At 61.3% G+C, this 22,834-nt stretch carries 21 protein-coding genes; 12 read left to right on the plus strand and 9 right to left on the minus strand.

Annotated features, from left to right (window positions below; all coding sequences use genetic code 11):
• Positions 1 to 21: 21 nt before the first annotated feature.
• The 3 genes from M5B42_RS18840 to M5B42_RS18850 form a co-directional block, all read right to left on the minus strand.
• Positions 22 to 1,041 carry a hypothetical protein gene (locus M5B42_RS18840; RefSeq protein WP_248746700.1) on the minus strand — a complete coding sequence of 340 codons (1,020 nt, stop codon included), beginning with the start codon at positions 1,039 to 1,041 and terminating at the stop codon, positions 22 to 24.
• Between the two features lie 75 nt (positions 1,042 to 1,116).
• Positions 1,117 to 1,971 (minus strand): sulfurtransferase, encoded by an 855-nt coding sequence (locus tag M5B42_RS18845; RefSeq protein WP_248746701.1) that lies wholly within the window; start codon positions 1,969 to 1,971, stop codon positions 1,117 to 1,119.
• Positions 1,972 to 2,118: 147 nt separating this feature from the next.
• Positions 2,119 to 2,790, minus strand: coding sequence for a TetR/AcrR family transcriptional regulator (locus tag M5B42_RS18850; RefSeq protein ID WP_103494460.1), 672 nt, complete (start codon positions 2,788 to 2,790; stop codon positions 2,119 to 2,121).
• 174 nt (positions 2,791 to 2,964) lie between these two features.
• Here M5B42_RS18850 and M5B42_RS18855 point away from each other — a divergent pair, with 174 nt between their 5' ends.
• The 5 genes from M5B42_RS18855 to M5B42_RS18875 all read left to right on the plus strand — a co-directional run bounded on the left by M5B42_RS18855 (position 2,965) and on the right by M5B42_RS18875 (position 7,597).
• A complete protein-coding gene (locus M5B42_RS18855) occupies positions 2,965 to 4,395 on the plus strand; it encodes a coniferyl aldehyde dehydrogenase (RefSeq protein WP_248746702.1) in 1,431 nt (476 codons plus the stop codon).
• Between the two features lie 28 nt (positions 4,396 to 4,423).
• Positions 4,424 to 4,966 carry a twin-arginine translocation pathway signal protein gene (locus M5B42_RS18860; RefSeq protein ID WP_248746703.1) on the plus strand — a complete coding sequence of 181 codons (543 nt, stop codon included), beginning with the start codon at positions 4,424 to 4,426 and terminating at the stop codon, positions 4,964 to 4,966.
• Positions 4,967 to 5,016: 50 nt separating this feature from the next.
• Positions 5,017 to 6,612 (plus strand): GMC family oxidoreductase, encoded by a 1,596-nt coding sequence (locus M5B42_RS18865; protein WP_248746704.1) that lies wholly within the window; start codon positions 5,017 to 5,019, stop codon positions 6,610 to 6,612.
• A gap of 117 nt (positions 6,613 to 6,729) precedes the next feature.
• On the plus strand, positions 6,730 to 7,209 hold the full coding sequence (coaD, locus tag M5B42_RS18870) for a pantetheine-phosphate adenylyltransferase (protein ID WP_100944586.1): 480 nt from the start codon (positions 6,730 to 6,732) through the stop codon (positions 7,207 to 7,209).
• A gap of 136 nt (positions 7,210 to 7,345) precedes the next feature.
• Positions 7,346 to 7,597, plus strand: coding sequence for a YfhL family 4Fe-4S dicluster ferredoxin (locus M5B42_RS18875; RefSeq protein WP_103494464.1), 252 nt, complete (start codon positions 7,346 to 7,348; stop codon positions 7,595 to 7,597).
• Between the two features lie 168 nt (positions 7,598 to 7,765).
• Here M5B42_RS18875 and M5B42_RS18880 read toward each other — a convergent pair whose 3' ends face one another.
• The 3 genes from M5B42_RS18880 to M5B42_RS18890 form a co-directional block, all read right to left on the minus strand.
• Complete coding sequence (locus tag M5B42_RS18880; RefSeq protein ID WP_248746705.1) at positions 7,766 to 8,104, minus strand: multidrug transporter; 339 nt, start codon at positions 8,102 to 8,104, stop codon at positions 7,766 to 7,768.
• Positions 8,105 to 8,173: 69 nt separating this feature from the next.
• Entirely contained in the window at positions 8,174 to 8,986 is an 813-nt protein-coding gene (mutM, locus tag M5B42_RS18885; protein WP_100944583.1) for a bifunctional DNA-formamidopyrimidine glycosylase/DNA-(apurinic or apyrimidinic site) lyase, read from the minus strand.
• A gap of 49 nt (positions 8,987 to 9,035) precedes the next feature.
• A complete protein-coding gene (locus M5B42_RS18890; RefSeq protein ID WP_178129715.1) occupies positions 9,036 to 9,848 on the minus strand; it encodes an HDOD domain-containing protein in 813 nt (270 codons plus the stop codon).
• 199 nt (positions 9,849 to 10,047) lie between these two features.
• Between M5B42_RS18890 and M5B42_RS18895 the strand changes: the two genes are divergently transcribed.
• The 4 genes from M5B42_RS18895 to ilvD all read left to right on the plus strand — a co-directional run bounded on the left by M5B42_RS18895 (position 10,048) and on the right by ilvD (position 16,030).
• The gene (locus M5B42_RS18895; protein ID WP_152736799.1) at positions 10,048 to 11,244 is read left to right on the plus strand and encodes a class I SAM-dependent rRNA methyltransferase; all 1,197 of its coding nucleotides are present in this window, start codon (positions 10,048 to 10,050) and stop codon (positions 11,242 to 11,244) included.
• Between the two features lie 389 nt (positions 11,245 to 11,633).
• Positions 11,634 to 12,707 (plus strand): SagB family peptide dehydrogenase, encoded by a 1,074-nt coding sequence (locus M5B42_RS18900; protein ID WP_248746706.1) that lies wholly within the window; start codon positions 11,634 to 11,636, stop codon positions 12,705 to 12,707.
• Positions 12,707 to 13,894 carry an MFS transporter gene (locus tag M5B42_RS18905; RefSeq protein ID WP_103494468.1) on the plus strand — a complete coding sequence of 396 codons (1,188 nt, stop codon included), beginning with the start codon at positions 12,707 to 12,709 and terminating at the stop codon, positions 13,892 to 13,894. The genes M5B42_RS18900 and M5B42_RS18905 overlap by 1 nt, the downstream gene beginning before the upstream one ends.
• 294 nt (positions 13,895 to 14,188) lie before the next feature.
• Positions 14,189 to 16,030 (plus strand): dihydroxy-acid dehydratase, encoded by a 1,842-nt coding sequence (gene ilvD, locus M5B42_RS18910; RefSeq protein ID WP_152736793.1) that lies wholly within the window; start codon positions 14,189 to 14,191, stop codon positions 16,028 to 16,030.
• Between the two features lie 80 nt (positions 16,031 to 16,110).
• Here the strand turns inward: ilvD and M5B42_RS18915 are convergent, their stop codons facing one another.
• Positions 16,111 to 16,749 (minus strand): hypothetical protein, encoded by a 639-nt coding sequence (locus M5B42_RS18915; RefSeq protein WP_152736792.1) that lies wholly within the window; start codon positions 16,747 to 16,749, stop codon positions 16,111 to 16,113.
• 466 nt (positions 16,750 to 17,215) lie between these two features.
• On the opposite strand from M5B42_RS18915, the gene M5B42_RS18920 reads away from it, so the two are divergent.
• Complete coding sequence (locus tag M5B42_RS18920; RefSeq protein ID WP_152736791.1) at positions 17,216 to 18,607, plus strand: L-cystine transporter; 1,392 nt, start codon at positions 17,216 to 17,218, stop codon at positions 18,605 to 18,607.
• A 167-nt stretch (positions 18,608 to 18,774) separates the two neighbouring features.
• On the opposite strand, the gene M5B42_RS18925 is transcribed toward M5B42_RS18920, so the two are convergent.
• Positions 18,775 to 19,287, minus strand: a complete 513-nt coding sequence (locus M5B42_RS18925; RefSeq protein ID WP_103494485.1) for a dihydrofolate reductase — start codon at positions 19,285 to 19,287, stop codon at positions 18,775 to 18,777.
• A gap of 140 nt (positions 19,288 to 19,427) precedes the next feature.
• On the opposite strand from M5B42_RS18925, the gene M5B42_RS18930 reads away from it, so the two are divergent.
• Both M5B42_RS18930 and M5B42_RS18935 read left to right on the plus strand, forming a co-directional pair.
• Positions 19,428 to 20,807 carry a DUF2868 domain-containing protein gene (locus M5B42_RS18930; protein WP_248746707.1) on the plus strand — a complete coding sequence of 460 codons (1,380 nt, stop codon included), beginning with the start codon at positions 19,428 to 19,430 and terminating at the stop codon, positions 20,805 to 20,807.
• Positions 20,800 to 22,173: a DUF3482 domain-containing protein gene (locus M5B42_RS18935; protein WP_248746708.1), complete on the plus strand. Its 1,374-nt coding sequence runs from the start codon at positions 20,800 to 20,802 to the stop codon at positions 22,171 to 22,173. Before M5B42_RS18930 ends, M5B42_RS18935 begins: the two co-directional genes overlap by 8 nt.
• Before the next feature lie 10 nt (positions 22,174 to 22,183).
• Here M5B42_RS18935 and M5B42_RS18940 read toward each other — a convergent pair whose 3' ends face one another.
• Positions 22,184 to 22,720 (minus strand): hypothetical protein, encoded by a 537-nt coding sequence (locus M5B42_RS18940; protein ID WP_248746709.1) that lies wholly within the window; start codon positions 22,718 to 22,720, stop codon positions 22,184 to 22,186.
• Between the last annotated feature and the right edge of the window lie 114 nt (positions 22,721 to 22,834).

Below are 22,834 nucleotides of genomic sequence, written 5' to 3' on the forward strand. Positions count from 1 at the left end.
TGCGCGATGCCTTTCTATCGATCAGGCATATTCGTGGTAGCTGACAGCGCCAAGCGGCGTGGCGATATCATTCACTAGTGGCACCAGCACTTGCCCATCCGAATAGCCATCTGGCTGATCCTCGACCCAGGCAAAAACTTCGGCTTCGAGTTCCGCATCCACCAGCCAGTCCTCCAGCATTTCAATCTCACGGTCTTGCAAGGATGAGTTATCGGCCCCCGGGTCTGCTACCAATACCTCGTAGTCCTCATCCTCAACCCGGGCCCATTCCGCTCTCGGATCGAGCTTTTCGGTCAATCCGGTTTCCTTGGGGCTGTCTGCCAACTCTTTGAACTCAGGGCCTCGCAATGCCCATGTCTGCATGTCCAAAGCGACACCTACGTCCAGGTCCAGGTCCAGATCTATGTCTCTGGCATAGATCCGATCCAACACATCAACCAGCGGCCCGTCCTCACCCGCGAATGAGACCAATGACTCGACAACCTCTTTCTCGGCAACCTGTAGAAAGCCTTCGAAATCGCTCATCTCTCCATCGCGCGCCAGACGCAGGCCGAGCTCACGGATATTCAAGGAGGTGCTGCCCGCGACCAGGCCAACCAGATGGTCAATGCTCCCTGAAAACCGCGCCAATGGTTCATCGGCCACTTGATCGAGTGCACCGGAATCAAACTGACGGAAGATAAACGCCGCCTGAGTCGAAATATTCGAGGTGGGGTGCAGCGCATCCTGAATAAGCTGCAGGGAGGCCTGATGCAGTTCGAGCGCCCGCGCCTCGAACGCCTTGTAGGTCTCGACACTTTTGTCCAACAACAGACTACGACCCAGCGCGAGCATCTTGTGATGGGTATTGTTCGCCAGGGTTTCAAAGTGTTTGGCGAGAGGTTCCATCTGCCCGCTGTATCGTGGCTCGGCAGGGGTTCGCGCCCCTGCCGATTCGTCCATTTCCTCTACCGACCTCGGATCGAGTTGATTATTCAACACGGCCTGTCCCATAAAAATCTCCTGTATCCGTTCTATCAAAGAGGTTTCTACAGCGTGCATCGCTCCACGCTCATGGGGATTAAGCCGGTTACGGAGTCCGGCCTGTAGGTAGATAAATCTCGGCCGCCGGGATAATCAGTCGCCCGTCGCCACCGCTCGCTGCGGATCGGTAATCCACTCGCTCCACGAACCGGCATACAAGGTTCCCAACGGATAACCCGCCAGGCACAGGGCAAACAGGTTATGACACGCCGTCACCCCGGAGCCGCAATACGCCACCAGTTCCCGTGGCGAGCGATCCCCCAGCTTGGCGGCGAAACGCTGCTTGAGCTGTTCCGCAGGCAGAAAACGCCCATCCGCGTCCAGGTTCTCGTTGAACGCCGCACACTGTGCGCCGGGAATATGGCCGGCCACCGGATCGATCGGCTCCACTTCACCACGGAAACGCGGCAGGGCACGGGCGTCCAGCAGGGTCATCGACGGCTGCCCGAGGCGCTGCTGCAAGTCTTCGACGCTGATCTGCAGCGCCGCGTCCGGCGTCCCCTCGAAGGTTCCACGACCGGCGGTGGGTGGATTCAGGCTCAGTGGTTGACCGGCCGCATGCCAGGCTTTCAACCCGCCATCGAGCAGGAACACGCCGTCGCGCTTGCCCAGCCAGGCCAGCAGCCACCAGGCCCGGGCGGCGTACATGCCCGGGCCATCGTCATAGAGCACGACCTCGCTGTCGGCGCTGATACCCCAGGCTCGCAGGCGCTCGACCAGAGTCGCCGGGTCAGGGAGCGGATGACGCCCGGTCAGCCCCTTGATCACCGGGCCACTCAGGTCCCGCTCCAGATCGGCGTGGTGTGCGCCTTCGATATGCCCCTGGGCATAACTGCGCTGCCCGTAATCCGGGTCTTCAAGGGCAAAACGGCAATCCAGGATCACCAACCCGGGCCGGGCCTGGCGTTCGGCCAGTTGCCGGGGACTGATCAGTTGCGCAAGGGACATGGCGAACGCCTCCTAAGTGAAGTGAATACAAAACAATTGTAGGAGCGAGCTTGCTCGCGATGGTGGTCCAGGCGCCGCGGGGTGCCAGGACGCCCGCGTCATCGTTGACGGCCATCGCGAGCAAGCTTGCTCCTACAACACCATAACCTAGCTTCCCTCATCCAGGGCCTGGGCCAACGGCACATAAAACTCACTGAGCAACTTGTCCACCGCCGCCCGCGACTGCACGGTGACAAACCCCGACTCCAGCACCAGCACCTGATAGACCCCACGTTTGATCGACTCTTCGCTCAGGTGGTGGGCATTCTCGCGGGTAGTGCTCAGGAAACGCACCCAGGAGGTCAGGATAATCCAGGCATTGAGGGTCAGTGCCTCGATCTGCACGGCATCCATCCCCAGGATCCCGGCCGCGACAAAACCCGCGTAGATCGCCTGGCCCTGGATCAGGCAGCGCTGGGAAAAACGTCGGTAACGGGCGGCCAGTTCGGCATCGCTTTCCAGCAGATGTTCAAGATCACGGTGCAGGAAGCGATAACGCCACATCGCCGCGAGCAAGGCCTTGAGGTAGAAACGCTTGTCGTCGATGGTCGCCGCGCGGCCCTGGGGCGGGCGCAGAAAGCTGTCGACCAGGGCTTCGTACTCGGCAAACAGCACGGCGATGATCGCCTGCTTGTTGGGGAAGTGGTAGTAGAGGTTGCCCGGCGAAATATCCATGTGCGCCGCGATATGGTTGGTGCTGACACTGCGCTCGCCCTGCAGATTGAACAGATCCAGGCTGTTCTGGACGATACGCTCGCTGGTTTTTATTCGAGGGGCCATGACTTCAGCTTTACTTCCAGAAGACGGTATCGGCCATCTTACGGCCTATCCGGCCGCGGATAAATCGCCATGATTCTCAGCCGCTATCAGAACGCACAGGCACTCCCTGTTGACTTTCTGGAGCATTAGCTCTAAACATTTGTTTAAAAATAAAATCACACACCGGAGCGCGCCATGTCTGCCGAAATCGCCTACCTACAGGAGTCGCAGCAGCAACTGGACCAACTCCAGCGCCAGTTTCAAGCGCAGCGCCAGGCTTACGCCGCGCACCCCATGCCTCCCGCCGAGCAACGCCGGCAATGGCTCGACAGCCTGCGCCAACTGCTCAGCGACGAACGCCAGGCGCTGATCGACGCCATCAGCCAGGACTTCGGCAACCGCAGCGCCGATGAAACCCTGCTCGGCGAACTCATGCCCAGCCTGCACGGCATCCAGCATGCCCGCCGCCACCTCAAGGGCTGGATGAAACCGTCGCGCCGTCGGGTCGGGCTGGCCTTCCAGCCGGCCTCGGCCAAAGTCGTCTATCAGCCATTGGGAGTGGTCGGCGTGATCGTGCCCTGGAACTACCCGCTGTTCCTCAGCGTCGGCCCACTGGTGGGCGCGTTGGCGGCGGGTAACCGGGTGATGCTCAAGCTCAGCGAGTCGACCCCGGCCACCGGCCTGTTGCTCAAGGAACTGCTGGGCCGGGTGTTCCCCGAGGATCAGGTGTGCGTGGTACTCGGCGAAGCCGAGATCGGCATGGCCTTTTCCAAGCTGCCGTTCGATCACCTGCTGTTCACCGGTGCCACCAGCATCGGCCGACACGTGATGCGCGCGGCGGCGGAAAACCTGACCCCGGTGACCCTGGAACTGGGCGGCAAGTCGCCGGCCATCGTCTCCCAGGACGTGCCCCTCAAGGACGCCGCCGAACGCATCGCCTTCGGCAAGACCCTCAATGCCGGCCAGACCTGCGTGGCGCCGGACTACGTGCTGGTGCCGGAAGATCGGGTCGGGTCCTTCGTCGAAGCCTACCGACAGGCAGTGCGCGGCTTTTATCCGACCCTGGTCGACAACCCGGACTACACCAGCATCATCAACGACCGCCAACTGACACGGCTCAACGGTTATCTGAGCGATGCCACCAGCAAGGGCGCGCTGCTGATTCCGCTGTTCGACCAGGGCCAGGGTCGGCGCATGGGCCACAGCCTGCTGCTGAACGTCAGCGATGAGATGACCCTGATGCAGGACGAGATCTTCGGCCCGTTGCTGCCCATCGTGCCGTACAAGGGCCTGGATCAGGCCTTTGCCTACATCAATAACCGGCCTCGCCCCCTGGCGCTCTACTACTTCGGCTACAACAAGGCCGAACAGCAACGGGTGCTCGATGAAACCCATTCCGGCGGCGTCTGCCTGAACGACACCCTGCTCCATGTGCCCCAGGAAGACCTGCCCTTCGGCGGCATCGGCCCCTCGGGCATGGGCCATTACCATGGCCACGAAGGTTTCCTGACCTTCAGCAAGGCCAAGGGCGTGCTGACCAAGCAGCGCTTCAACGCGGCGCGGCTGATCTATCCGCCCTACGGCAAATCGATCCAGAAACTGATCCAGAAACTCTTCGTTCGTTGATGTTCCACTGCCCAGGTGAATAACAAGAATGCCAAGCCTGTCTGAATCCCCCGAACTGAGCCGTCGCGGCGTGCTGAAACTCGGCCTCTGCGCCGGCGCCTTCCTCAGCAGCGCCGGGCTGGTCGCCAGCCTCAGCGGCTGCTCGGCCGGCCATCCGGCCAGCGGTTTTACCGTGCTGCAGGCCAATGACCTGCCGTTTTTGCAGGCGTTGATCCCGGTGATGCTCGAAGGCACCGTCGCGGCCGAGAAAATGCCCGCCGCCATCGACCAGACCCTGGCGAGCCTGGACTACAGCCTCGACCACCTGTCGCCGGAAATGCTCAAGCTGACCCGGCAACTGTTCGACGTTCTCGGCATGGGCATCACCCGTGGACCGCTGACCGGCATCTGGGGCAGTTGGGAAAATGCCAGCAATGCGCAGATCCACGGCTTTCTCGAGCGCTGGGAAAACAGCTACCTGAGCCTGCTGCGCATGGGCCACGCGTCACTGCTGCAACTGGTGATGATGGCCTGGTACAACCGCGCCGAAGCCTGGGCGCACTGCGGTTATCCAGGCCCACCGAAAGTCTGATCCTTGTAGATGCCCGGTTTCTGACAAAACAACAATAAAAGAGGCTGCACATGCCCGTACCCGATCTGTTTCGCGAAGGCCTGGCCCGAGGCTGGAAAACCCACAACGGCGCTCGCCTGGAGCAGGACCTGACGCTGGAGGCCGATGTCGCCATTATCGGCAGCGGCGCGGGCGGCGGCACTACCGCCGAAATCCTCAGCGCCGCCGGCTACAAGGTCCTGCTGATCGAAGAAGGCCCGCTGAAAACCAGCAGCGACTTCAAGATGCTCGAAGACCAGGCCTACACCAGCCTCTACCAGGAAGGCATCGGCCGCATGAGCAAGGATGGCGCCATTACCATCCTCCAGGGCCGCGCCGTCGGCGGTACCACACTGATCAACTGGACCTCGAGCTTCCGCACGCCGGACCAGACCCTCGAACACTGGGCCAAAGAGCACAATGTCAAGGGCCATGGCAGCGCCGAGATGGCGCCCTGGTTCGAGAAAATGGAACAGCGCCTGGGTGTCGCCCCCTGGGTCATGCCGCCCAACGCCAACAACGACGTGATCCGCAACGGCTGCGAAGCCCTCGGCTACAGTTGGAAAGTCATCCCGCGCAACGTGCGCGGCTGCTGGAACCTGGGTTACTGCGGCATGGGCTGCCCGACCAACGCCAAGCAGTCGATGCTGGTCACCACCATCCCGGCAACCCTGGAGAAAGGCGGCGAGCTGCTCTATCTGGCCCGGGCCGAACGCTTGCAGATCGAAGGCGACCAGGTCACCGGCCTGCTCTGCGTGGCGATGGACGAACGTTGCGTGGCCCCCAATGGCCGGACAATCCAGGTCAAGGCCCGGCATTACGTACTGGCGGGCGGCGGCATCAACAGCCCGGGACTGCTGTTGCGCTCCAAGGCACCGGATCCCAGCGGCCAACTGGGCAAACGGACCTTCCTGCACCTGGTGAATTTCTCCGCTGGGCAGTTTTCCGAAGTCATCAATCCGTTTTACGGCGCGCCACAGTCGATCTATTCCGACCATTTCCAGTGGAATGCCGGCGTCACCGGGCCGATGTCCTACAAACTCGAAGTCCCGCCCCTGCAACCGGCCCTGGCCAGTACCCTGCTGGGCGGCTTCGGCACGCAAAACGCCCTGCGCATGGAACAACTGCCACACACCCATATGATGCTGGCGCTGATGCGCGACGGTTTCCACCCGGACAGCCCCGGCGGCGGCGTGGAGCTGCGCGGCGACGGCACGCCGGTGCTCGACTATCAAGTATCCGCCTATGCCTGGGACGGCCTGCGCCGGGCGTACCACAGCATGGCCGAGATCCAGTTCGCGGCGGGCGCCAAGTCGGTGCTGCCGCTGCACGCCGATGCCGATTATGTGAACACCCTGGCCAAGGCCCGCGAACTGATCGACGAACTGAGCCTGGAGCTGTACCGCACGCGCCTGGGCAGCGCCCACGTCATGGGCGGTTGCGCCATGGGCGAAGAGGCGAAAAGCGCGGTCACCGACAGCCTCGGACGCCACCATCAACTGCGCAATCTGTCGGTCCACGACGGCTCGTTGTTCCCCACCAGCATAGGCGCCAACCCACAGCTTTCGGTTTATGGTCTGACAGCCAAGCTGGCGACCGCCCTCGCGGAGCGCTTGAAAAACCCGTGAAAAAGAGGACTATTCGCTGCGTCTATAGTGCTTTCTTCCCGGCATCCTGACTTGGCCGACCGGAAAGGCTGCGATACCATCCGACTCCCCTAAACGGATACCCGCCAGGACGACGCGATGAACCGAGTGTTGTACCCAGGTACCTTCGACCCGATTACCAAGGGTCATGGCGACTTGGTCGAGCGCGCCGCGCGCCTGTTCGACCACGTGATCATCGCCGTGGCAGCCAGCCCGAAGAAAAACCCGCTGTTCCCCCTGGAGCAACGTGTGGAGTTGGCCCGCGAGGTCACCCAGCACCTGCCCAACGTGGAAGTGGTGGGGTTTTCCACCCTGCTGGCGCATTTTGCCAAGGAACAGAACGCCAATGTCTTCCTGCGTGGCCTGCGCGCCGTGTCGGACTTCGAATACGAGTTCCAGCTGGCAAACATGAACCGTCAGTTGGCTCCGGACGTCGAGAGTCTGTTCCTCACGCCGTCGGAGCGTTATTCATTCATTTCGTCGACCCTGGTCCGGGAAATCGCGGCCCTGGGCGGCGATATCACCAAGTTTGTCCACCCGGCGGTGGCCGACGCACTGACCCTGCGCTTCAAGAAATAACGCCCGGCGCAGGCTCTGTCGAGGCTGGCTATTGCGGCCGCCTCGACGGGCGCGCGTGCACTGCGCGCGCCAATGCGGCACAATTGGCGCATTAGTTTTCATGTTGCCCGGGCCTGCCGCCCGGGCCGGAGTGCCCATGTCCCTGATCATCACCGACGATTGCATCAACTGCGACGTCTGCGAACCCGAGTGCCCGAACGCCGCTATTTCCCAGGGCGAAGAGATCTACGTGATCGACCCGAACCTGTGCACCCAGTGCGTCGGCCACTACGACGAGCCGCAATGCCAGCAGGTCTGCCCGGTGGACTGCATCCCACTGGATGAAGCCCATCCGGAAACCGAAGATGAGCTGATGATCAAATACCGGAAGATCACCGGTAAGGCTTGAGCATTGTAGCGAATCCAAGGCCCTTTTCGCGGGCAAGCTCCGCTCCCACAGGTTTTGTGTCATACACAATATTTAGTCTTGGCTCAGATATTGTGGGAGCGGAGCTTGCCCGCGAAAGGGCCATCACTGGCGCCGCAGTCAGCAAAGGCTGTACCGGGCGCCAGCAGCTTACTGGTCGCCGTCAAACCCTTCCGCCGTGCACCCCAGGCAACGGGCAAAGGCTGCTTTTCCGGGGGCGAGCACCAGTGACTTGCCGGCCTTGCCCATGCCGTCGACGCCGCCGAAAGCGGTAAACGGCAAAGACACCACGAACACCGCCGTGCCGATCAGGGTCGCGCCCACCAGCAACGGGCGGGCGATGATCAGGTCGGCGATCATCGCGTAGGCCGGTGGGTTCTGGATCGAGTAGGTCGGGTCGCCGCTGCTGCCATCGTCCGCCAGCACCGGCAACGCCTGCAGACCAAAACTCAGGGCCACAACCAGGGCCAGGGTGCGAAACGGATTCATGGCACTATCCTTCAACAAAGCAATGGATGGCAAAGTCTTAACTATAACAGCGTCCGCCCGCTTGTCAGGTCAGCTCTGGCAACGTGGACAATACACGCTGGCTCGCTGCCCCAGACGAATCTCACGCAAGACAGTGCCACAGACCTTGCAATGCTCGCCACCACGCCCGTAGACGAAGAGTTCCTGCTGGAAATAGCCGGGTTGGCCGTCGCCGCCGATAAAGTCGCGCAAGGTGGTGCCGCCCCGTTCGATGGCCGCTGCCAGGATGCGTTTGATCTCGATCGCCAGCGCCAGGTAGCGCCCTCGGGAAATACTCCCGGCCTCGCGGCGCGGGTCGATGCCGGCGGCGAACAGCGCCTCGGTCGCATAGATATTGCCGACCCCCACCACCACCGCGTTATCCATGATGAACGGCTTCACCGCCATGGAACGCTTGCGCGACAGCTGGAACAGCCGCTCGCCGTCGAACAGCTCGGTCAGCGGCTCCGGCCCCAGGCGCGCGAGCAATTCGTGATTGAGCGGGTCCAGGCTCCAGAGCATCGCACCGAAACGCCGTGGGTCGGTGTAGCGCAAGGCCAACCCGGATTCCAGCTCGATATCCACATGCTCGTGCTTGGCCGCCGGCAAGCCGGCTTCCACCAGGCGCAGGTTGCCCGACATGCCCAGGTGACTGATCAGGGTCCCGACCTCGGCATTGATCAACAGGTATTTGGCCCGCCGCTCCACCAGCACGATGCGCTGCCCGGACAGGCGCACATCGAGGTCTTCCGGGATCGGCCAGCGCAACCGACGGTCGCGCACGATCACACGGCTGACCCGCTGGCCTTCCAGATGGGGCGCAATACCGCGCCGGGTGGTTTCGACTTCAGGTAATTCAGGCATGGCGGCCCCAGGTCAGGCAATAACGGGCTCGGCGACGACGCTCGGACGCTTAGTGAGTACCGAGTTCGCGGATGTTCTCTCTGAGGTTCTCGAAGTCATAGTCGGACAGGCCGACATAATCGAGCACCAGATGGCCGATGGCCTTCCATTCGTGGTCTTCGGCTTCGTTGCCCAGCACCCGATGGGACGCACAGATATGTTCGGCCATTTTCAGGATGGCCAGCAGGTTCTTCAACTGGCTGTTGCGGGTCGATTCGTCGCTGAAGATCGCCAGGGCATTGTGGTGATTGGCGATGGCGTTGGTCACATGCTCCGGCAGGCGCCAGGATTTGGCCGTGTAGTAGCCGACCACCGCATGGTTGGTGTTCAACTCGGCGTTTTCCGTGTCCACCACGCGCTGCTCCGGGCTGGCATTGGCATAAGCCCGCTCAAGCACCGCCATATAGTTGGGGAAACGCTTGATCATCAGCGGAATGCCGCAATCGTGGAACAGCCCCAGGGCATAGGACTCATCGACCGCCTGGGCGCCGGTACGCTTGGCCAGGGTCAGGCTGGTCATGGCCACGTCCTGGGCGGTGTCCCAGAAACGATTGAGGGTGACGATGGTTTCATCAGCCATCTCACCCTTGATCGATTGCGCGTTGATCAGGTTGATGATCGAGCGGCTGCCCAGCAGATTCACCGCGCGCTGGATCGAGGCGATCTTGTTCGACAGGCCGTAATACGGCGAATTGACGATTTTCAGCAGCGCGCCGGAGAGGCCCGGGTCCTGGCTGATCAGCCGGGCGATCACCTCCAGATCCGGGTCAGGCATGTACTGCTCCATCTGCAAATCCACCATGATTTGCGGTTGGGGAGGCACGCTAATGCCTTGCAGGGCCTGCTGGATCTGTTCAGGTGAAAGTTCTTGGGACATGGGTACACACTCCGGGCGAGTGAGGGATTCTAGCGGAAAACCTGTACGCCATGGGCCAAGTGTACAATCGCTTACATGAAACATCGCACGCCGGGGACGCCCAACTCCCGCTATAATCCCGCTCTTTTTTCCCCGGAGCGACGTCATGTCCCTGCCTAGCCTACGCCTTAAAGCCAACGCCGACCGACGCCTGCGCAACGGTCACCTGTGGGTCTACAGCAACGAAATCGACGTGGCGGCCACTCCACTTCACGGCTTCAAGGCCGGCGACCAGGCCCTGCTCGAAGCTGCCGGCGGCAAGCCGCTGGGCATCGTCGCCATGAGCCCGAACAACCTGATCTGCGCGCGCCTGCTGTCGCGCGACATCAAGCTGCCGCTGGACAAATCGCTGCTGGTACACCGTCTCAACGTGGCCCTGTCCCTGCGCGATCGGCTGTTCGACAAGCCGTTCTATCGCCTGGTCTACGGCGATTCCGACCTGCTGCCGGGGCTGGTGGTGGATCGTTTCGGCGATATCCTGGTGGTCCAGCTCGCTTCGGCGGCCATGGAGCAGCACAAGGATGAAGTGATCGCGGCGCTGGTCCAGGTCCTGAAACCGAGCGGCATCCTGTTCAAGAACGACTCCGCGGCCCGTGACGCCGAAGGCCTGGAGCGTTATGTCGAGACCGTGTTCGGCCTGGTGCCGGAGTGGGTCGCCCTGGAAGAGAACGGCGTGAAGTTCGAAGCGCCGGTGATGGAAGGCCAGAAGACCGGCTGGTTCTACGACCACCGCATGAACCGTGCGCGCCTGGCGCCGTATGCCAAGGGCAAGCGGGTGCTGGACCTGTTCAGCTATATCGGCGGCTGGGGCGTGCAGGCGGCGGCGTTCGGTGCCAGCGAAGTGTTCTGCGTCGATGCCTCGTCCTTTGCCCTGGACGGCGTGGAACGTAACGCGGCGTTGAACGGTTTTGCCGAGAAGATGACCTGCATCGAAGGTGACGTGTTCGAAGCCCTGAAGGAACTGAAGGCCTCCGAAGAGCGTTTCGACGTGATCGTGGCCGACCCGCCCGCCTTCATCAAACGCAAGAAAGACCTGAAGAACGGCGAAGGCGCTTACCGCCGCCTGAACGAGCAGGCCATGCGCCTGCTGAGCAAGGACGGGATCCTGGTCAGCGCCTCGTGCTCGATGCATCTGCCGGAAGATGACCTGCAGAACATCCTGCTGACCAGCGCCCGTCACCTGGACCGCAATATCCAGCTGCTGGAACGCGGCGGCCAGGGCCCGGACCATCCGGTACACCCGGCAATTCCGGAAACCCGTTATATCAAGAGCATTACTTGCCGCTTGCTGCCTAACAGCTAAGTGATAACCCGCACCGCCTTGGCTCAAGGCGGTGCGGGCGTCCTGACTGACACTTTGAAGTTCCAAAGATACCCTGTAGTCCCTATCGGATAACAGCTCCGACTATTCCCACATCCCCAATTATTGGAAGTGACCGACAACCACATCGGACATGACCTACGCAAACGCTATTGCCAACCAGCTCCATCAGCCTATTATCAATCTGCCACCTCAATAACGAGGTGATAAACATCAACAACAGACAGGTAATATGAACATGGAAAAAATCAATCTTGAGCACCAAACTTCCGTTGGGTTCCACGTGATGCTCGGAACCTCAAAATAAACCCTGAGAAAGGCTGGGTCGACGCCCGTTTTCGGCCCAGCCTCAAATAAAGGGGGTCTATTTCATGTATATCAATCCGAGCCTGCTCGTTTTAATAAAGCCGCCTGCCCTGGTGATCTGGAACTATCAGTCACACGAGCAGTACTCAATAGACAAACATCATTCAAGCCGACTGATCGAGCTTATCGAAGCTCCCGTCCGCTTCGATCCGACACACCCGATTGATTCGACGCTCCTGGCCACCGGCATTCTCAGTGAAACGCCCTTTGCCGCCAACGACTGGGGCTGGGATGACCTGTCGCGGATTTTCCATATCGGCACCAAGGATCTGCTGCCAGGCGCCCGCCTGCAAAATGCCGAGGAATGGGCCAGGCACTATCTGTCCGAGTGCCAGGAGGTCATGGGCCGTCCAGCGCCAGAACCGCATCGATATGCCAGTGCATTACCCCAGGACATGATTTATCTGCCGACGCCTTGCGTCGATAAAACCACCGACTTCAAAAACGTATTGCTGGAACGAAAAACCTGCCGTGACTTTTTCAAACAGAGTGTTTCGCTTCATACGCTCAGCCATCTTCTCTATCTGTCACTGGGCTATTTGAAAGAGCGCGAAGGCGACTGCCACGCCTCAATACCCCAAGCATTCAAAGCCCGTCGCAGCAGCCCATCGGGTGGGGGACTGAACAGTACCGAAGGTTACTTGTATGCCTACAATATAAAGGGGCTTGGCCCCGGTTTTTATTATTATCACCCCGACAAACATGCCCTGACCTTGATAAAGCGTATCAGCGCGCCGTTGGCGACGTTCGTACAAGGTCAACACTTCATCAACAACTTGCCTCTTGGCCTGTTTATCACTTCTCGTTTCGACAAGATGTGGTGGAAGTATCCACACTCCCAGGGTTACCGGGTTTCACTGCTCGAAGCCGGGCATATTTCACAAACCCTGCAACTGACCGCCACGGCCTTGGGCATGAAGACCTGGGTGACGGCCGCCTTGAGCGAAGAAAAAATCGAACAGGCCCTCGGGTTGAATAACCTTTGTGAACAACCACTGCTTTTTGTCGGAGCCGGTTACAGCAACGGAGAGGCTCTGTGCGATGAACTCAAACAGCTACTCGCCGCGGAAAGCCACTGATGCAAGAGCCCTCCCCAGCCCTGGGCGCCGCCGGCTATAAATACTCCTGCCTGCTGCTGCTCAGCTGTATATCGCTGATCAGCTTTTTCCCGCTCAATGTCCTGCTGCCGGCCTTTCCTGCCCTGGCCGAGCAATTCAATACCTCGACGACCGGCATCGCCTTGGCGATCAGCCTGTTTACGCTGGTGTTCGCCTTCTCACAGTTTGTCGCCGGGCCGCTCTCCGATAAATTCGGCCGCAAGGAAATCCTGCTGGGCTGCCTGGCGATTTCCTGCCTGGGCTCCCTGGGCTGCACTCTGGTCCAGGACTACACGGCCTTTCTGTTTTTTCGCGGTGTCCAGGCACTGGGCTGTGGTTTTTTTGTGCTGGGCCTGGCCCTGGTCGAAGACCTGTTCAACCCGGCGGACCGCGCGCCCATCCGCATTTACTACATGAGTTTCAGCGGCCTGTTCGTGGCCCTGTCGCCCCTGCTGGGCTCCTGGCTACAGACGTCCTTCGGCTGGAAAAGCAGCTTCTACGCCTTTTCCTTTATCGCAGCGGGTATTTTCCTGCATGCGCTCTGGGTTCTCCCCGCAAGATCCGCACAGCCGTCCCGAGGAAACCCATCGATACGCCAGTCCATAAAAACCGTCCTGAGCCACGCCGACTTCCGCCGTTACTGGCAGATAGCAGCACTGGTGTTTTCCGCCTACTTCGCGCTGATCAGTGTGTCGCCGCTGATTTTCATGGATGACCTGAAGCTCTCCGAAGTCCAATACACCCTCGTCCTGTTTATCTATGGCCTGGCCTATCTGTGCGGCGGCCTGCTCGCCTCCACACTGCAAAAACGCCTGGGTGTTCGAGCGCAGATCAATACGGGCCTGATCCTGTTGGGCGGCTCCGGCCTGCTTCTGCTACTGATCATGCAACTGCAGATTGTCTCGACCGCGACCCTGCTTCTGCCCATGTGCCTCAGTGCCATTGCCGTTACCGTCACCCGCCCTGTGGCCATCTCGGCGGCGATGCTGCTGTTCTCCGCCAACGCCGGCACGGCGGCCTCGACGGGCAACAGCCTGATGTTCATCGCCGCCGCCGCGACCACTGCGGTCGTGGCCAAGGCAGGCGTCGACTTGCTGTCGGCCATCGCGGCGGTTTTCATTATTTTCAGTGTCTTCGGCCTGCTGAGCAGCGCCCGGCTCAATCGCTGAATCGCCAAACGCAGCCCGGAAACACAAGTGCCCCCTCGAATCCAGAGCGCCCGGCTGAACCCAAGCTTCACACCCTTGAGCGCCCGCCCCATTCCTTCCCGCCGCCAGCGGTGTAGAATCGCGCTATTCATCGCCAGTCATCCCCCGGCGGGTTTATGAGCTCAGGCCCAGGCGCGCGGCGATCCCGCGAGGCCAACGGCAGCTTTCGGGCACCCGGCTATTTTTCGGTGTGCACCAGAGGCCCATAGAAGCTCACTTCCCTTTGTGTACCTGATTAGCCGCCCGGAGTGCTCCATGCCTGATTACCGCTCGAAAACATCCACCCACGGCCGCAACATGGCCGGTGCCCGCGCCCTGTGGCGCGCCACGGGGATGAAAGACGCCGACTTCAAGAAACCGATCATCGCCGTCGCCAACTCCTTCACCCAGTTCGTTCCCGGCCATGTCCACCTCAAGGACATGGGCCAACTGGTCGCCCGCGAGATCGAACGCGCCGGCGGCGTGGCCAAGGAATTCAACACCATCGCCGTGGATGACGGCATCGCCATGGGCCATGACGGCATGCTCTATTCGCTGCCGAGCCGCGAGATCATCGCCGACTCCGTCGAATACATGGTCAACGCCCACTGCGCCGACGCCATCGTCTGCATCTCCAACTGCGACAAGATCACCCCCGGCATGCTGATGGCCGCCCTGCGCCTGAACATCCCGGTGATCTTCGTTTCCGGCGGCCCGATGGAAGCCGGCAAGACCAAACTGGCCGCCCACGGTCTCGACCTGGTGGACGCCATGGTCATCGCCGCCGACTCCAGCGCCTCTGACGAGAAGGTTGCCGAGTACGAGCGCAGCGCCTGCCCGACCTGCGGTTCGTGCTCCGGCATGTTCACCGCCAACTCGATGAACTGCCTCACCGAAGCCCTGGGCCTGGCCCTGCCGGGCAACGGTTCGGCCCTGGCGACCCACTCCGACCGCGAGCAACTGTTCCTCCAGGCCGGCCGCACCATCGTCGAGCTGTGCCAGCGTTACTATGGCGACAACGATGACTCGGTGCTGCCGCGCAATATCGCCAATATCAAGGCGTTCGAAAACGCCATGACCCTGGACATCGCCATGGGCGGTTCCACCAACACCATCCTGCATCTGCTGGCCGCCGCCCAGGAAGCCGAGATCGATTTCGACCTGCGCGATATCGACCGCCTGTCCCGGCACGTGCCGCAACTGTGCAAGGTCGCGCCGAACATCCAGAAGTACCATATGGAAGACGTGCACCGCGCCGGCGGCATCTTCAGCATCCTCGGCGAACTGGCCCGTGGCGGCCTGCTGCACACCGACCTGCCGACCGTGCACAGCAGGACCCTAGCCGAGGGCATCGCCAAGTGGGACATCACCCAGACCAGCGATGAAGCGGTACACACCTTCTTCAAGGCCGGCCCCGCCGGTATCCCGACCCAGACCGCGTTCAGCCAGTCGACCCGTTGGGAAACCCTCGACGACGACCGTGAAAACGGCTGCATCCGCAGTGTCGAGCACGCCTATTCGAAAGAAGGCGGCCTGGCCGTGCTCTACGGCAATATCGCCCTGGACGGCTGCGTGGTGAAAACCGCCGGTGTCGACGAGTCGATCCACGTGTTCGAAGGCAACGCGAAGATCTTCGAAAGCCAGGACAGCGCCGTGCGCGGCATCCTCGCCGACGAAGTGCAGGCCGGCGACATCGTGATCATCCGTTACGAAGGTCCGAAAGGCGGCCCGGGCATGCAGGAAATGCTCTACCCGACGTCCTATCTGAAGTCCAAGGGCCTGGGCAAAGCCTGCGCCCTGCTGACCGACGGGCGTTTCTCCGGCGGCACTTCGGGCCTGTCCATCGGCCATGCTTCTCCGGAAGCGGCCGCGGGTGGCGCGATTGGCCTGGTCCAGGACGGCGACAAAGTGCTGATCGACATTCCGAATCGCTCGATCAACCTGTTGGTCAGTGATGAGGTGCTGGCGGCACGTCGCGCCGAACAGGACAAGAAGGGCTGGAAGCCGGTGGAAGTGCGTCCACGCAAGGTGACCACGGCCTTGAAAGCTTACGCGTTGCTCGCCACCAGTGCCGACAAGGGCGCGGTGCGCAACAAGGCGATGCTCGACGGTCTCTAAGACATATATATGTCAAAAAGAACCGGCGCCCAGGCGCCGGTTCTTTTTGAAAGCATGTTTCTGGAGCGTCGATGAGTTCATTACATCGCATCAAAACGCATGATATGCACGTTGTTTGTGCTCCCCGTATAGAGATCCATCACCTGCTTATTATTAAAGTATCCCGCTAACATTCTAATCATCCCATCGACACCACTAAACTCGGCCGCGCCCGCATTACAATCAAAGAAAACCGTCGAACCTGAGCGGCTGCAAACAGCTGTCACATAATGACCGGGAATACCTATCAAGTAATATCCCGGCTCAGACATGACAATTCTCGATATCCGTTCCTGGCAGGGCCATGTCAAGACAGGATACATTTTCACAAATTTCAAGCCAACGACAGGTCCCAAGCGAGTACAGTTAATTGCCAATGCCTGAGCACTTGCCTGGCTGGCCGTCTGACCAACACCATCGACATGAACCTCCGCCAATCCGTTTTGAATCTTGAGCCCAAATTCTAATAAAGCCGACCAACTATATGATTTTGCATCCGTCAAGCTACGCAGCCCATGCTTGGCATAGAGCCCCAAAAAAATCATGCTTATCCCGCCACAAATACCTTGGCGGATAATTGAGCTTTGCTCGGCCCTGATCAGTTTTCCTTGACTGAACTTTTCTTTTTTAATGGCACCTGCAGACTTGGCCGCACACAAGAACACATTCGAAACACCCACAGCTTATCGCCTCCCAGCTCAACTCAGCTCATTTAAAACTGAACAGTATCCCTATAAAATCAAAAGCGTTATAGACGCAGCGACCCTGGGCCTGCTCCGTACACAACACGGTCTAAAGCTCGAAATAAATATTATTTAGTCCTCACCCGAACTTCAAGCCTTCCGTCAGCCACCCAAAAAGAAAAGCAATACTTAATATTTATAAGATAAGTCCGATTGTGAACTTCCCAAGTTTCAATTTATTAGTATCAAACAGCAACAGCCCCTGGCAAATGTCTATGACAGTCTTCATCCATGCTTCCCCGTGTTCCGGTCACGTCACCACGCCCAAGCGCCAGCGGCTTATTCCAAAAACGATGGAAGCCATTCCACATCGATATTAAATCCATATTTATCAAGCTGTTAGGCTTACCGGTTCACAATTGCCGACCAGAGCAATTGGCACCTATCGTTTTCCGGAGCTTCAATGAATCTGCCGCTGATTCTCAACCTGCTGGTGTTCCTCGCCCTGCTGCTGGGCCTGGCCCAAACCCGTCGCACCACCTTCAGCCTGGCGAAAAAAGTGCTGCTCGCCCTGGTGTTGGGCGTGCTCTTCGGTGTCGCCCTGCACAGCATCTACGGTGCCGGCAACCCGGTGCTCAAGGCCTCCATCGGCTGGTTCGACCTGGTCGGCAACGGCTATGTGCAATTATTGCAGATGATCGTGATCCCGCTGGTGTTCGCCTCGATCCTCAGCGCCGTGGCCCGCCTGCACAACGCCACGTCCCTGGGCAAGATCAGTTTCCTGACCATCGGCACGCTGCTGTTCACCACGGCCATCGCCGCGCTGATCGGTATCGGCCTGACCAACCTGTTCGGCCTGACTGCCGAAGGCCTGGTGGCCGGTACCCAGGAATTGGCCCGCCTGCAAGTGATCCAGAGCGATTACGCGGGCAAGGTCGCCGACCTGAATGTGCCGCAGTTGCTGCTTTCGTTCATCCCGCAGAACCCCTTCGCGGACCTCGCCCGAGCCAAGCCGACCTCGATCATCAGCGTGGTGATCTTTGCCGCCTTCATGGGCGTGGCCGCGCTGCAACTGCTCAAGGATGATGCCGAGAAGGGCCGGAAGGTGGTGAATGCCATCGACACCCTGCAAGCCTGGGTCACCCGTCTGGTGCGCCTGGTGATGAAACTCACGCCCTACGGCGTGCTGGCGCTGATGACCAAGGTAGTCGCCGGCTCCAACCTGCAGGACATCATCAAGCTGGGCAGTTTCGTGGTGGTGTCGTATATCGGTCTGGCCTTGATGTTCGTGGTCCACGGCCTGCTGGTGTCCCTGGCCGGGATCAACCCGCTGCGCTTCTTTCGCAAGATCTGGCCGGTGCTGACCTTTGCCTTCACCAGCCGCTCCAGCGCGGCGAGCATTCCGCTGAGCATTGAAGCCCAGACCCGCCGGTTGGGGATTCCACAGTCGATTGCCAGCTTTGCCGCCTCGTTCGGCGCGACCATCGGCCAGAACGGGTGTGCCGGGCTGTATCCGGCAATGTTGGCGGTGATGGTGGCACCGACGGTGGGGATCAACCCGCTGGATCCGCTGTGGATCGCGACCTTGGTGGCCATTGTGACCTTGAGTTCGGCCGGGGTGGCCGGGGTCGGTGGCGGCGCGACGTTCGCCGCGCTGATCGTGCTGCCGGCGATGGGCTTGCCGGTGTCACTGGTGGCGTTGCTGATTTCCGTCGAGCCACTGATCGACATGGGCCGCACGGCGTTGAATGTCAGCGGTTCGATCACCGCCGGGGCGATTGCCAGCCAGGTGATGCAGCAGACCGACAAGGCGCTGCTGGAGGCTGAAGAGCATGGGGAATTGGCGCAGGCTTGAGTCTTTAGGCGTCTGTTCTAACGTCTTCGCGGGCAAGCTCCGCTCCCACAGGTTCTCGGTCGTACACAAGATTCGGGTACGACTCAAAACTCAATGTGGGAGCGGAGCTTGCCCGCGAAGAGGCCCTCAAGACCATGCTCAGCCTCGGCACCTCTTAGGAACAGCGTTTAACGCTTTTCCCACACCTCGAAACTGAACGCCGGCTTACCCTCAGCCGCCGGGTGCGGCTCATCGGACACCAACCTCCACAGGCTTTCATCGATCTGCGGAAACCAGGCATCCCCCTCCGGGCTCAGCGCCACACGGGTCAGGTACAGCCGATCCGCCTGCTCCAACCCCTGGGTATACAACTGCGCCCCGCCGATCAGCATCAGCTCGCTCGCGCCCTGCTCCAACGCCCACTGTTCAGCGCGCACCAGCGCCGCCGCAAGCGACGGAAAAACCTCCGCGCCTTCCAGCTGCAAACCGGCCTGGCGACTGACCACCAGGTTCAACCGGCCCGGCAATGGCCGGCCCAGCGAGTCCCAGGTCTTGCGCCCCATGATGATCGGCTTGCCGAGGGTCGTGGCCTTGAAGTATTTGAAATCCGCCGGCAAATGCCAGGGCATGCTGTTGTCGACGCCGATCACGCGGTTTTCACCGAGGGCCGCGATCAGGCTTAAAGGAAGAGTTCTGTTCATGCCGCCGAGGATACCAGAGCCCATGGGCCGACTCGGACATACGCCGACAAAATTAACTCAGCCATTCCACAAGGGACAGCGGGATGCAGCTACCCGCCACAGCGGTTATGCTTCCAGCTCACTTGAGCCCAGGACGCCGCGTGACTGAACCGACTCCCCTGCACCGCCTCTGGCTGACCGAGACGGTGCGCCTGCGCGAAGAACAGGCAGGCCCGCTGGAAGACCTCGAAGCCAATCGCCGCGCCCGCGCCGCGGGGGGCGACCTGCCGACCCGCATCCAGAACCGCGCCCTCTGGCTGGCCGAGCGCGATGGCCTGCTCAACGCGTTGCACCATTGGTTGCAAGGCGCGCGATTGGCGCTGCTGGTCCTCGCGGGGCTGGTGATCGTCAGTGGCGCCGGCATGGCTTTCGCCGCCCTGGGCAACGGCCAGACGCCGGTCAATGTGTTCTGGGCCCTCGGCAGCCTGCTCGGCCTGAACCTGCTATTGCTGCTGAGCTGGGCCCTGGGCCTGGTCTTCGCCGGTGAACACGCGGCCAGCTTCGGCCGCCTCTGGCTGTGGCTCAGTGAAAAACTCGCCCGCGATGCCCAGGCCGCGCAATTGGCGCCGGCCCTGTTGTTGATGCTCCAGCGCCGACGCCTCAATCGCTGGGCCATCGGCTGCGTGGTCCACGGCCTGTGGTTGCTGGCCATGCTCAGCGCCCTGGTCCTGCTGCTGATGTTGATGTCGACCCGGCGCTACGGTTTTGTCTGGGAAACCACCCTGCTGCGCGGCGACACCTTTGTCGCGGTGACCCAGGCCCTCGGCGCCCTGCCCGCCTTGCTCGGCTTCAACCTGCCCGACCCGGAGATGATCCGTGCCAGCGGCAATACCGCGCTGAACCTGGAGAACGCCCGGCACGCCTGGGCCACTTGGCTGGTGGGAGTGCTGGTGGTCTATGGCGTGTTACCGCGCCTGCTGCTGGGCGGGTTTTGCCTGTGGCGCTGGCGCCGTGGCAGCCGCGCCCTGAGCCTGGACCTCAACCTGCCCGGCTACGCGCAACTGCGCGAGCGTCTGATGCCCAGCAGCGAACGCCTGGGGGTCAGCGATGCGGCACCCGACGCGCTGCACAATGCCGAGACCGGCACCACCGCGTTGGAGAGCGAAGGCGCCTTGCTGGTGGCCATCGAACTGGACAACCAGCGCCCCTGGCCGCCGACCTTGCCGAAAACCGTCAAGGACGCCGGTATCCTCGACAGCCGCGAATCGCGGAACAAGCTCCTTGAACAATTGACCCGCTTCCCGCCGGCCCGCCTGGCGATTGCCTGCGACCCACGGCGCTCGCCGGACCGTGGCAGCCTCGGGCTGATCGCCGAACTGGCCCGCAGTGCCGGCGCGACCCGGGTCTGGCTGCTGCAAGCGCCACCCGGCCAGGCCCTGGATGCCGATCGCCTCGGCGACTGGCACAGTGCCCTGCAACAACTGGAACTGCCTTTCGCCGACAGTGCTCCGTTGAACTGGCTGGAGACCGGTCATGACTAAAGCCCTGAAACTGGCCGTGGTCGGTCACACCAATGTCGGCAAGACCTCACTGTTGCGCACCCTGACCCGCGACGTCGGCTTTGGCGAAGTCTCCCACCGCCCCAGCACCACCCGGCATGTGGAAGGCGCGCGGCTGTCGGTGGACGGCGAAGCCCTGCTCGAACTCTACGACACCCCCGGCCTGGAAGATGCCATCGCCCTGCTCGACTACCTCGAACGTCTGGATCGACCTGGCGAACGTCTCGACGGCCCGGCCCGCGTCGCCCGTTTTCTCGATGGCAGCGAAGCCCGCCAGCGCTTCGAACAGGAAGCCAAGGTGCTGCGCCAGTTGCTGGCTTCGGATGCCGGGCTTTATGTGATCGACGCCCGCGAGCCGGTGCTGGCCAAATACCGCGACGAACTGAGCGTCCTCGCCAGTTGCGGCAAGCCGCTGTTGCCGGTGCTCAACTTTGTCAGCAGCGCCGAACAGCGCGAGCCGGAGTGGCGTGAAGCCCTGGCCCGCCTGGGCCTGCACGCCTTGGTGCGCTTCGACAGCGTGGCCCCGCCGGAAGACGGTGAGCGGCGGCTGTATGAAAGCCTGGCGCTGTTGCTCGAAGGCGCGCGCCCTCAGCTGGAACGACTGGTCCTCGACCTGGAGGCCCAGCGGCGGGCGCGGCGGCAGAGCGCCAACCGCCTGATCGCCGAACTGCTGATCGACTGTGCGGCCTGTCGGCGCAGTGTGGTCAGCGCCGCCGACGCGCAAACCCAAGCCATCGGCGAACTGCGCCAGGCCGTGCGCCAACGGGAGCAACGTTGTGTCGAGGCTTTGCTCAAGCTCTACGGATTCCGCCGTGGCGACGCGGCGGCCGGCGACCTGCCGTTACTGGACGGACGCTGGGGTGACGATCTGTTCAACCCGGAAACTCTCAAGCAACTCGGTGTAACGGTCGGTGGTGGGATTGCCGCAGGCGCGGCGGCGGGTGCTGGTATCGACCTGCTGGTGGGAGGTCTGACCCTAGGCGCGGCCGCCCTGGCCGGAGCCCTCGCCGGCGGCGCCCTGCAAACCGTCCGCGGCTATGGCAGCCGCCTGCTGGGCAAACTCAAGGGCCAACGGGAACTGACCGTCGACGACAACGTGCTGCGCCTGCTGGCCCTGCGCCAACGGCAACTGCTGCAAGCCCTGGAGGCACGTGGGCATGCGGCGATGGAGAGCATCAAGATGAGCCTGCCGGTGGATACCCGTTGGCGTGAGGGCAAGTTGCCCGAGACCTTGCACAAGGCCCGGGCACATCCGCAGTGGTCGTCGCTCAACCCCCAGGCCCGGTTGAACCAGCCAGAACGCCAGGAGCAAATCGATTTGCTGTTACAGCGTCTGGCTGAGACCTGAAGCAGGACGTTCAGCTATACCACTTGAACTTCAGAAAGGTCCGGCCCATGGACTTGATCCACTCCTCTTCGGCCCGGCTGACAATACCGTCACCGTCGGCATCGAAATAAACCACCGAATCCAGCGTCCCATTATTGTCGGTGTCATGGGCCGAGGCCTTGAAGACCAGGGTCTGGTTTCTCGGCGTCCCCGTCCCTTCATGAAGATGCAACCTCACCACATTCGGTGACTTGTCGTGGTGATAGTTCTCGGCAAACACCTTGATATAGCGCTGCCAGCTTTTCCCTCGATTGAACCAGCCAAGCTTCAGGAACTGGTTGGCAAAGGCCCTGAGCAGCTTTTCGTCCTTGGCGTTGTCCCTGCCATCACCATTGACGTCACCACCGAACTGCAAGTCCGTCACCCCATCGGCGGTCATATCGACCGACGCCGCCTTGAGCACCAGCTTGTCAGGCTTGCCGGGCACTTCCTCATAAAAGCGCAGCAACACCGTATCGGCCCGACCATTGCCGCTGCGATCCTGGGCGGTCATTCTCAAATAACGCATAAACAACTCCTTTCCATGTGAGCCACTACCCTAGTGCAGCGCATCTTTCAGCCACCAGACCAGGATTCCTGAGCCTGTGTACGAAACCGCGCCCTGTGCTGAGAGGCACGGCAA

The sequence above is a fragment of the Pseudomonas sp. MWU12-2037 genome, from assembly GCF_023242345.1.
Lineage (GTDB): Bacteria > Pseudomonadota > Gammaproteobacteria > Pseudomonadales > Pseudomonadaceae > Aquipseudomonas > Aquipseudomonas gingeri_D.

What these genes read in the sequence shown, in the direction of transcription:
- M5B42_RS18840 (WP_248746700.1), bottom strand. Translation starts at nt 1,041, where the DNA reads ATGCACGCTGTAGAAACCTCTTTGATAGAACGGATACAGGAGATTTTT.
- M5B42_RS18845 (WP_248746701.1), bottom strand. Translation starts at nt 1,971, where the DNA reads ATGTCCCTTGCGCAACTGATCAGTCCCCGGCAACTGGCCGAACGCCAG.
- M5B42_RS18850 (WP_103494460.1), bottom strand. Translation starts at nt 2,790, where the DNA reads ATGGCCCCTCGAATAAAAACCAGCGAGCGTATCGTCCAGAACAGCCTG.
- M5B42_RS18855 (WP_248746702.1), top strand. Translation starts at nt 2,965, where the DNA reads ATGTCTGCCGAAATCGCCTACCTACAGGAGTCGCAGCAGCAACTGGAC.
- M5B42_RS18860 (WP_248746703.1), top strand. Translation starts at nt 4,424, where the DNA reads ATGCCAAGCCTGTCTGAATCCCCCGAACTGAGCCGTCGCGGCGTGCTG.
- M5B42_RS18865 (WP_248746704.1), top strand. Translation starts at nt 5,017, where the DNA reads ATGCCCGTACCCGATCTGTTTCGCGAAGGCCTGGCCCGAGGCTGGAAA.
- coaD (WP_100944586.1), top strand. Translation starts at nt 6,730, where the DNA reads ATGAACCGAGTGTTGTACCCAGGTACCTTCGACCCGATTACCAAGGGT.
- M5B42_RS18875 (WP_103494464.1), top strand. Translation starts at nt 7,346, where the DNA reads ATGTCCCTGATCATCACCGACGATTGCATCAACTGCGACGTCTGCGAA.
- M5B42_RS18880 (WP_248746705.1), bottom strand. Translation starts at nt 8,104, where the DNA reads ATGAATCCGTTTCGCACCCTGGCCCTGGTTGTGGCCCTGAGTTTTGGT.
- mutM (WP_100944583.1), bottom strand. Translation starts at nt 8,986, where the DNA reads ATGCCTGAATTACCTGAAGTCGAAACCACCCGGCGCGGTATTGCGCCC.
- M5B42_RS18895 (WP_152736799.1), top strand. Translation starts at nt 10,048, where the DNA reads ATGTCCCTGCCTAGCCTACGCCTTAAAGCCAACGCCGACCGACGCCTG.
- M5B42_RS18900 (WP_248746706.1), top strand. Translation starts at nt 11,634, where the DNA reads ATGTATATCAATCCGAGCCTGCTCGTTTTAATAAAGCCGCCTGCCCTG.
- M5B42_RS18905 (WP_103494468.1), top strand. Translation starts at nt 12,707, where the DNA reads ATGCAAGAGCCCTCCCCAGCCCTGGGCGCCGCCGGCTATAAATACTCC.
- ilvD (WP_152736793.1), top strand. Translation starts at nt 14,189, where the DNA reads ATGCCTGATTACCGCTCGAAAACATCCACCCACGGCCGCAACATGGCC.
- M5B42_RS18920 (WP_152736791.1), top strand. Translation starts at nt 17,216, where the DNA reads ATGAATCTGCCGCTGATTCTCAACCTGCTGGTGTTCCTCGCCCTGCTG.
- M5B42_RS18925 (WP_103494485.1), bottom strand. Translation starts at nt 19,287, where the DNA reads ATGAACAGAACTCTTCCTTTAAGCCTGATCGCGGCCCTCGGTGAAAAC.
- M5B42_RS18935 (WP_248746708.1), top strand. Translation starts at nt 20,800, where the DNA reads ATGACTAAAGCCCTGAAACTGGCCGTGGTCGGTCACACCAATGTCGGC.
- M5B42_RS18940 (WP_248746709.1), bottom strand. Translation starts at nt 22,720, where the DNA reads ATGCGTTATTTGAGAATGACCGCCCAGGATCGCAGCGGCAATGGTCGG.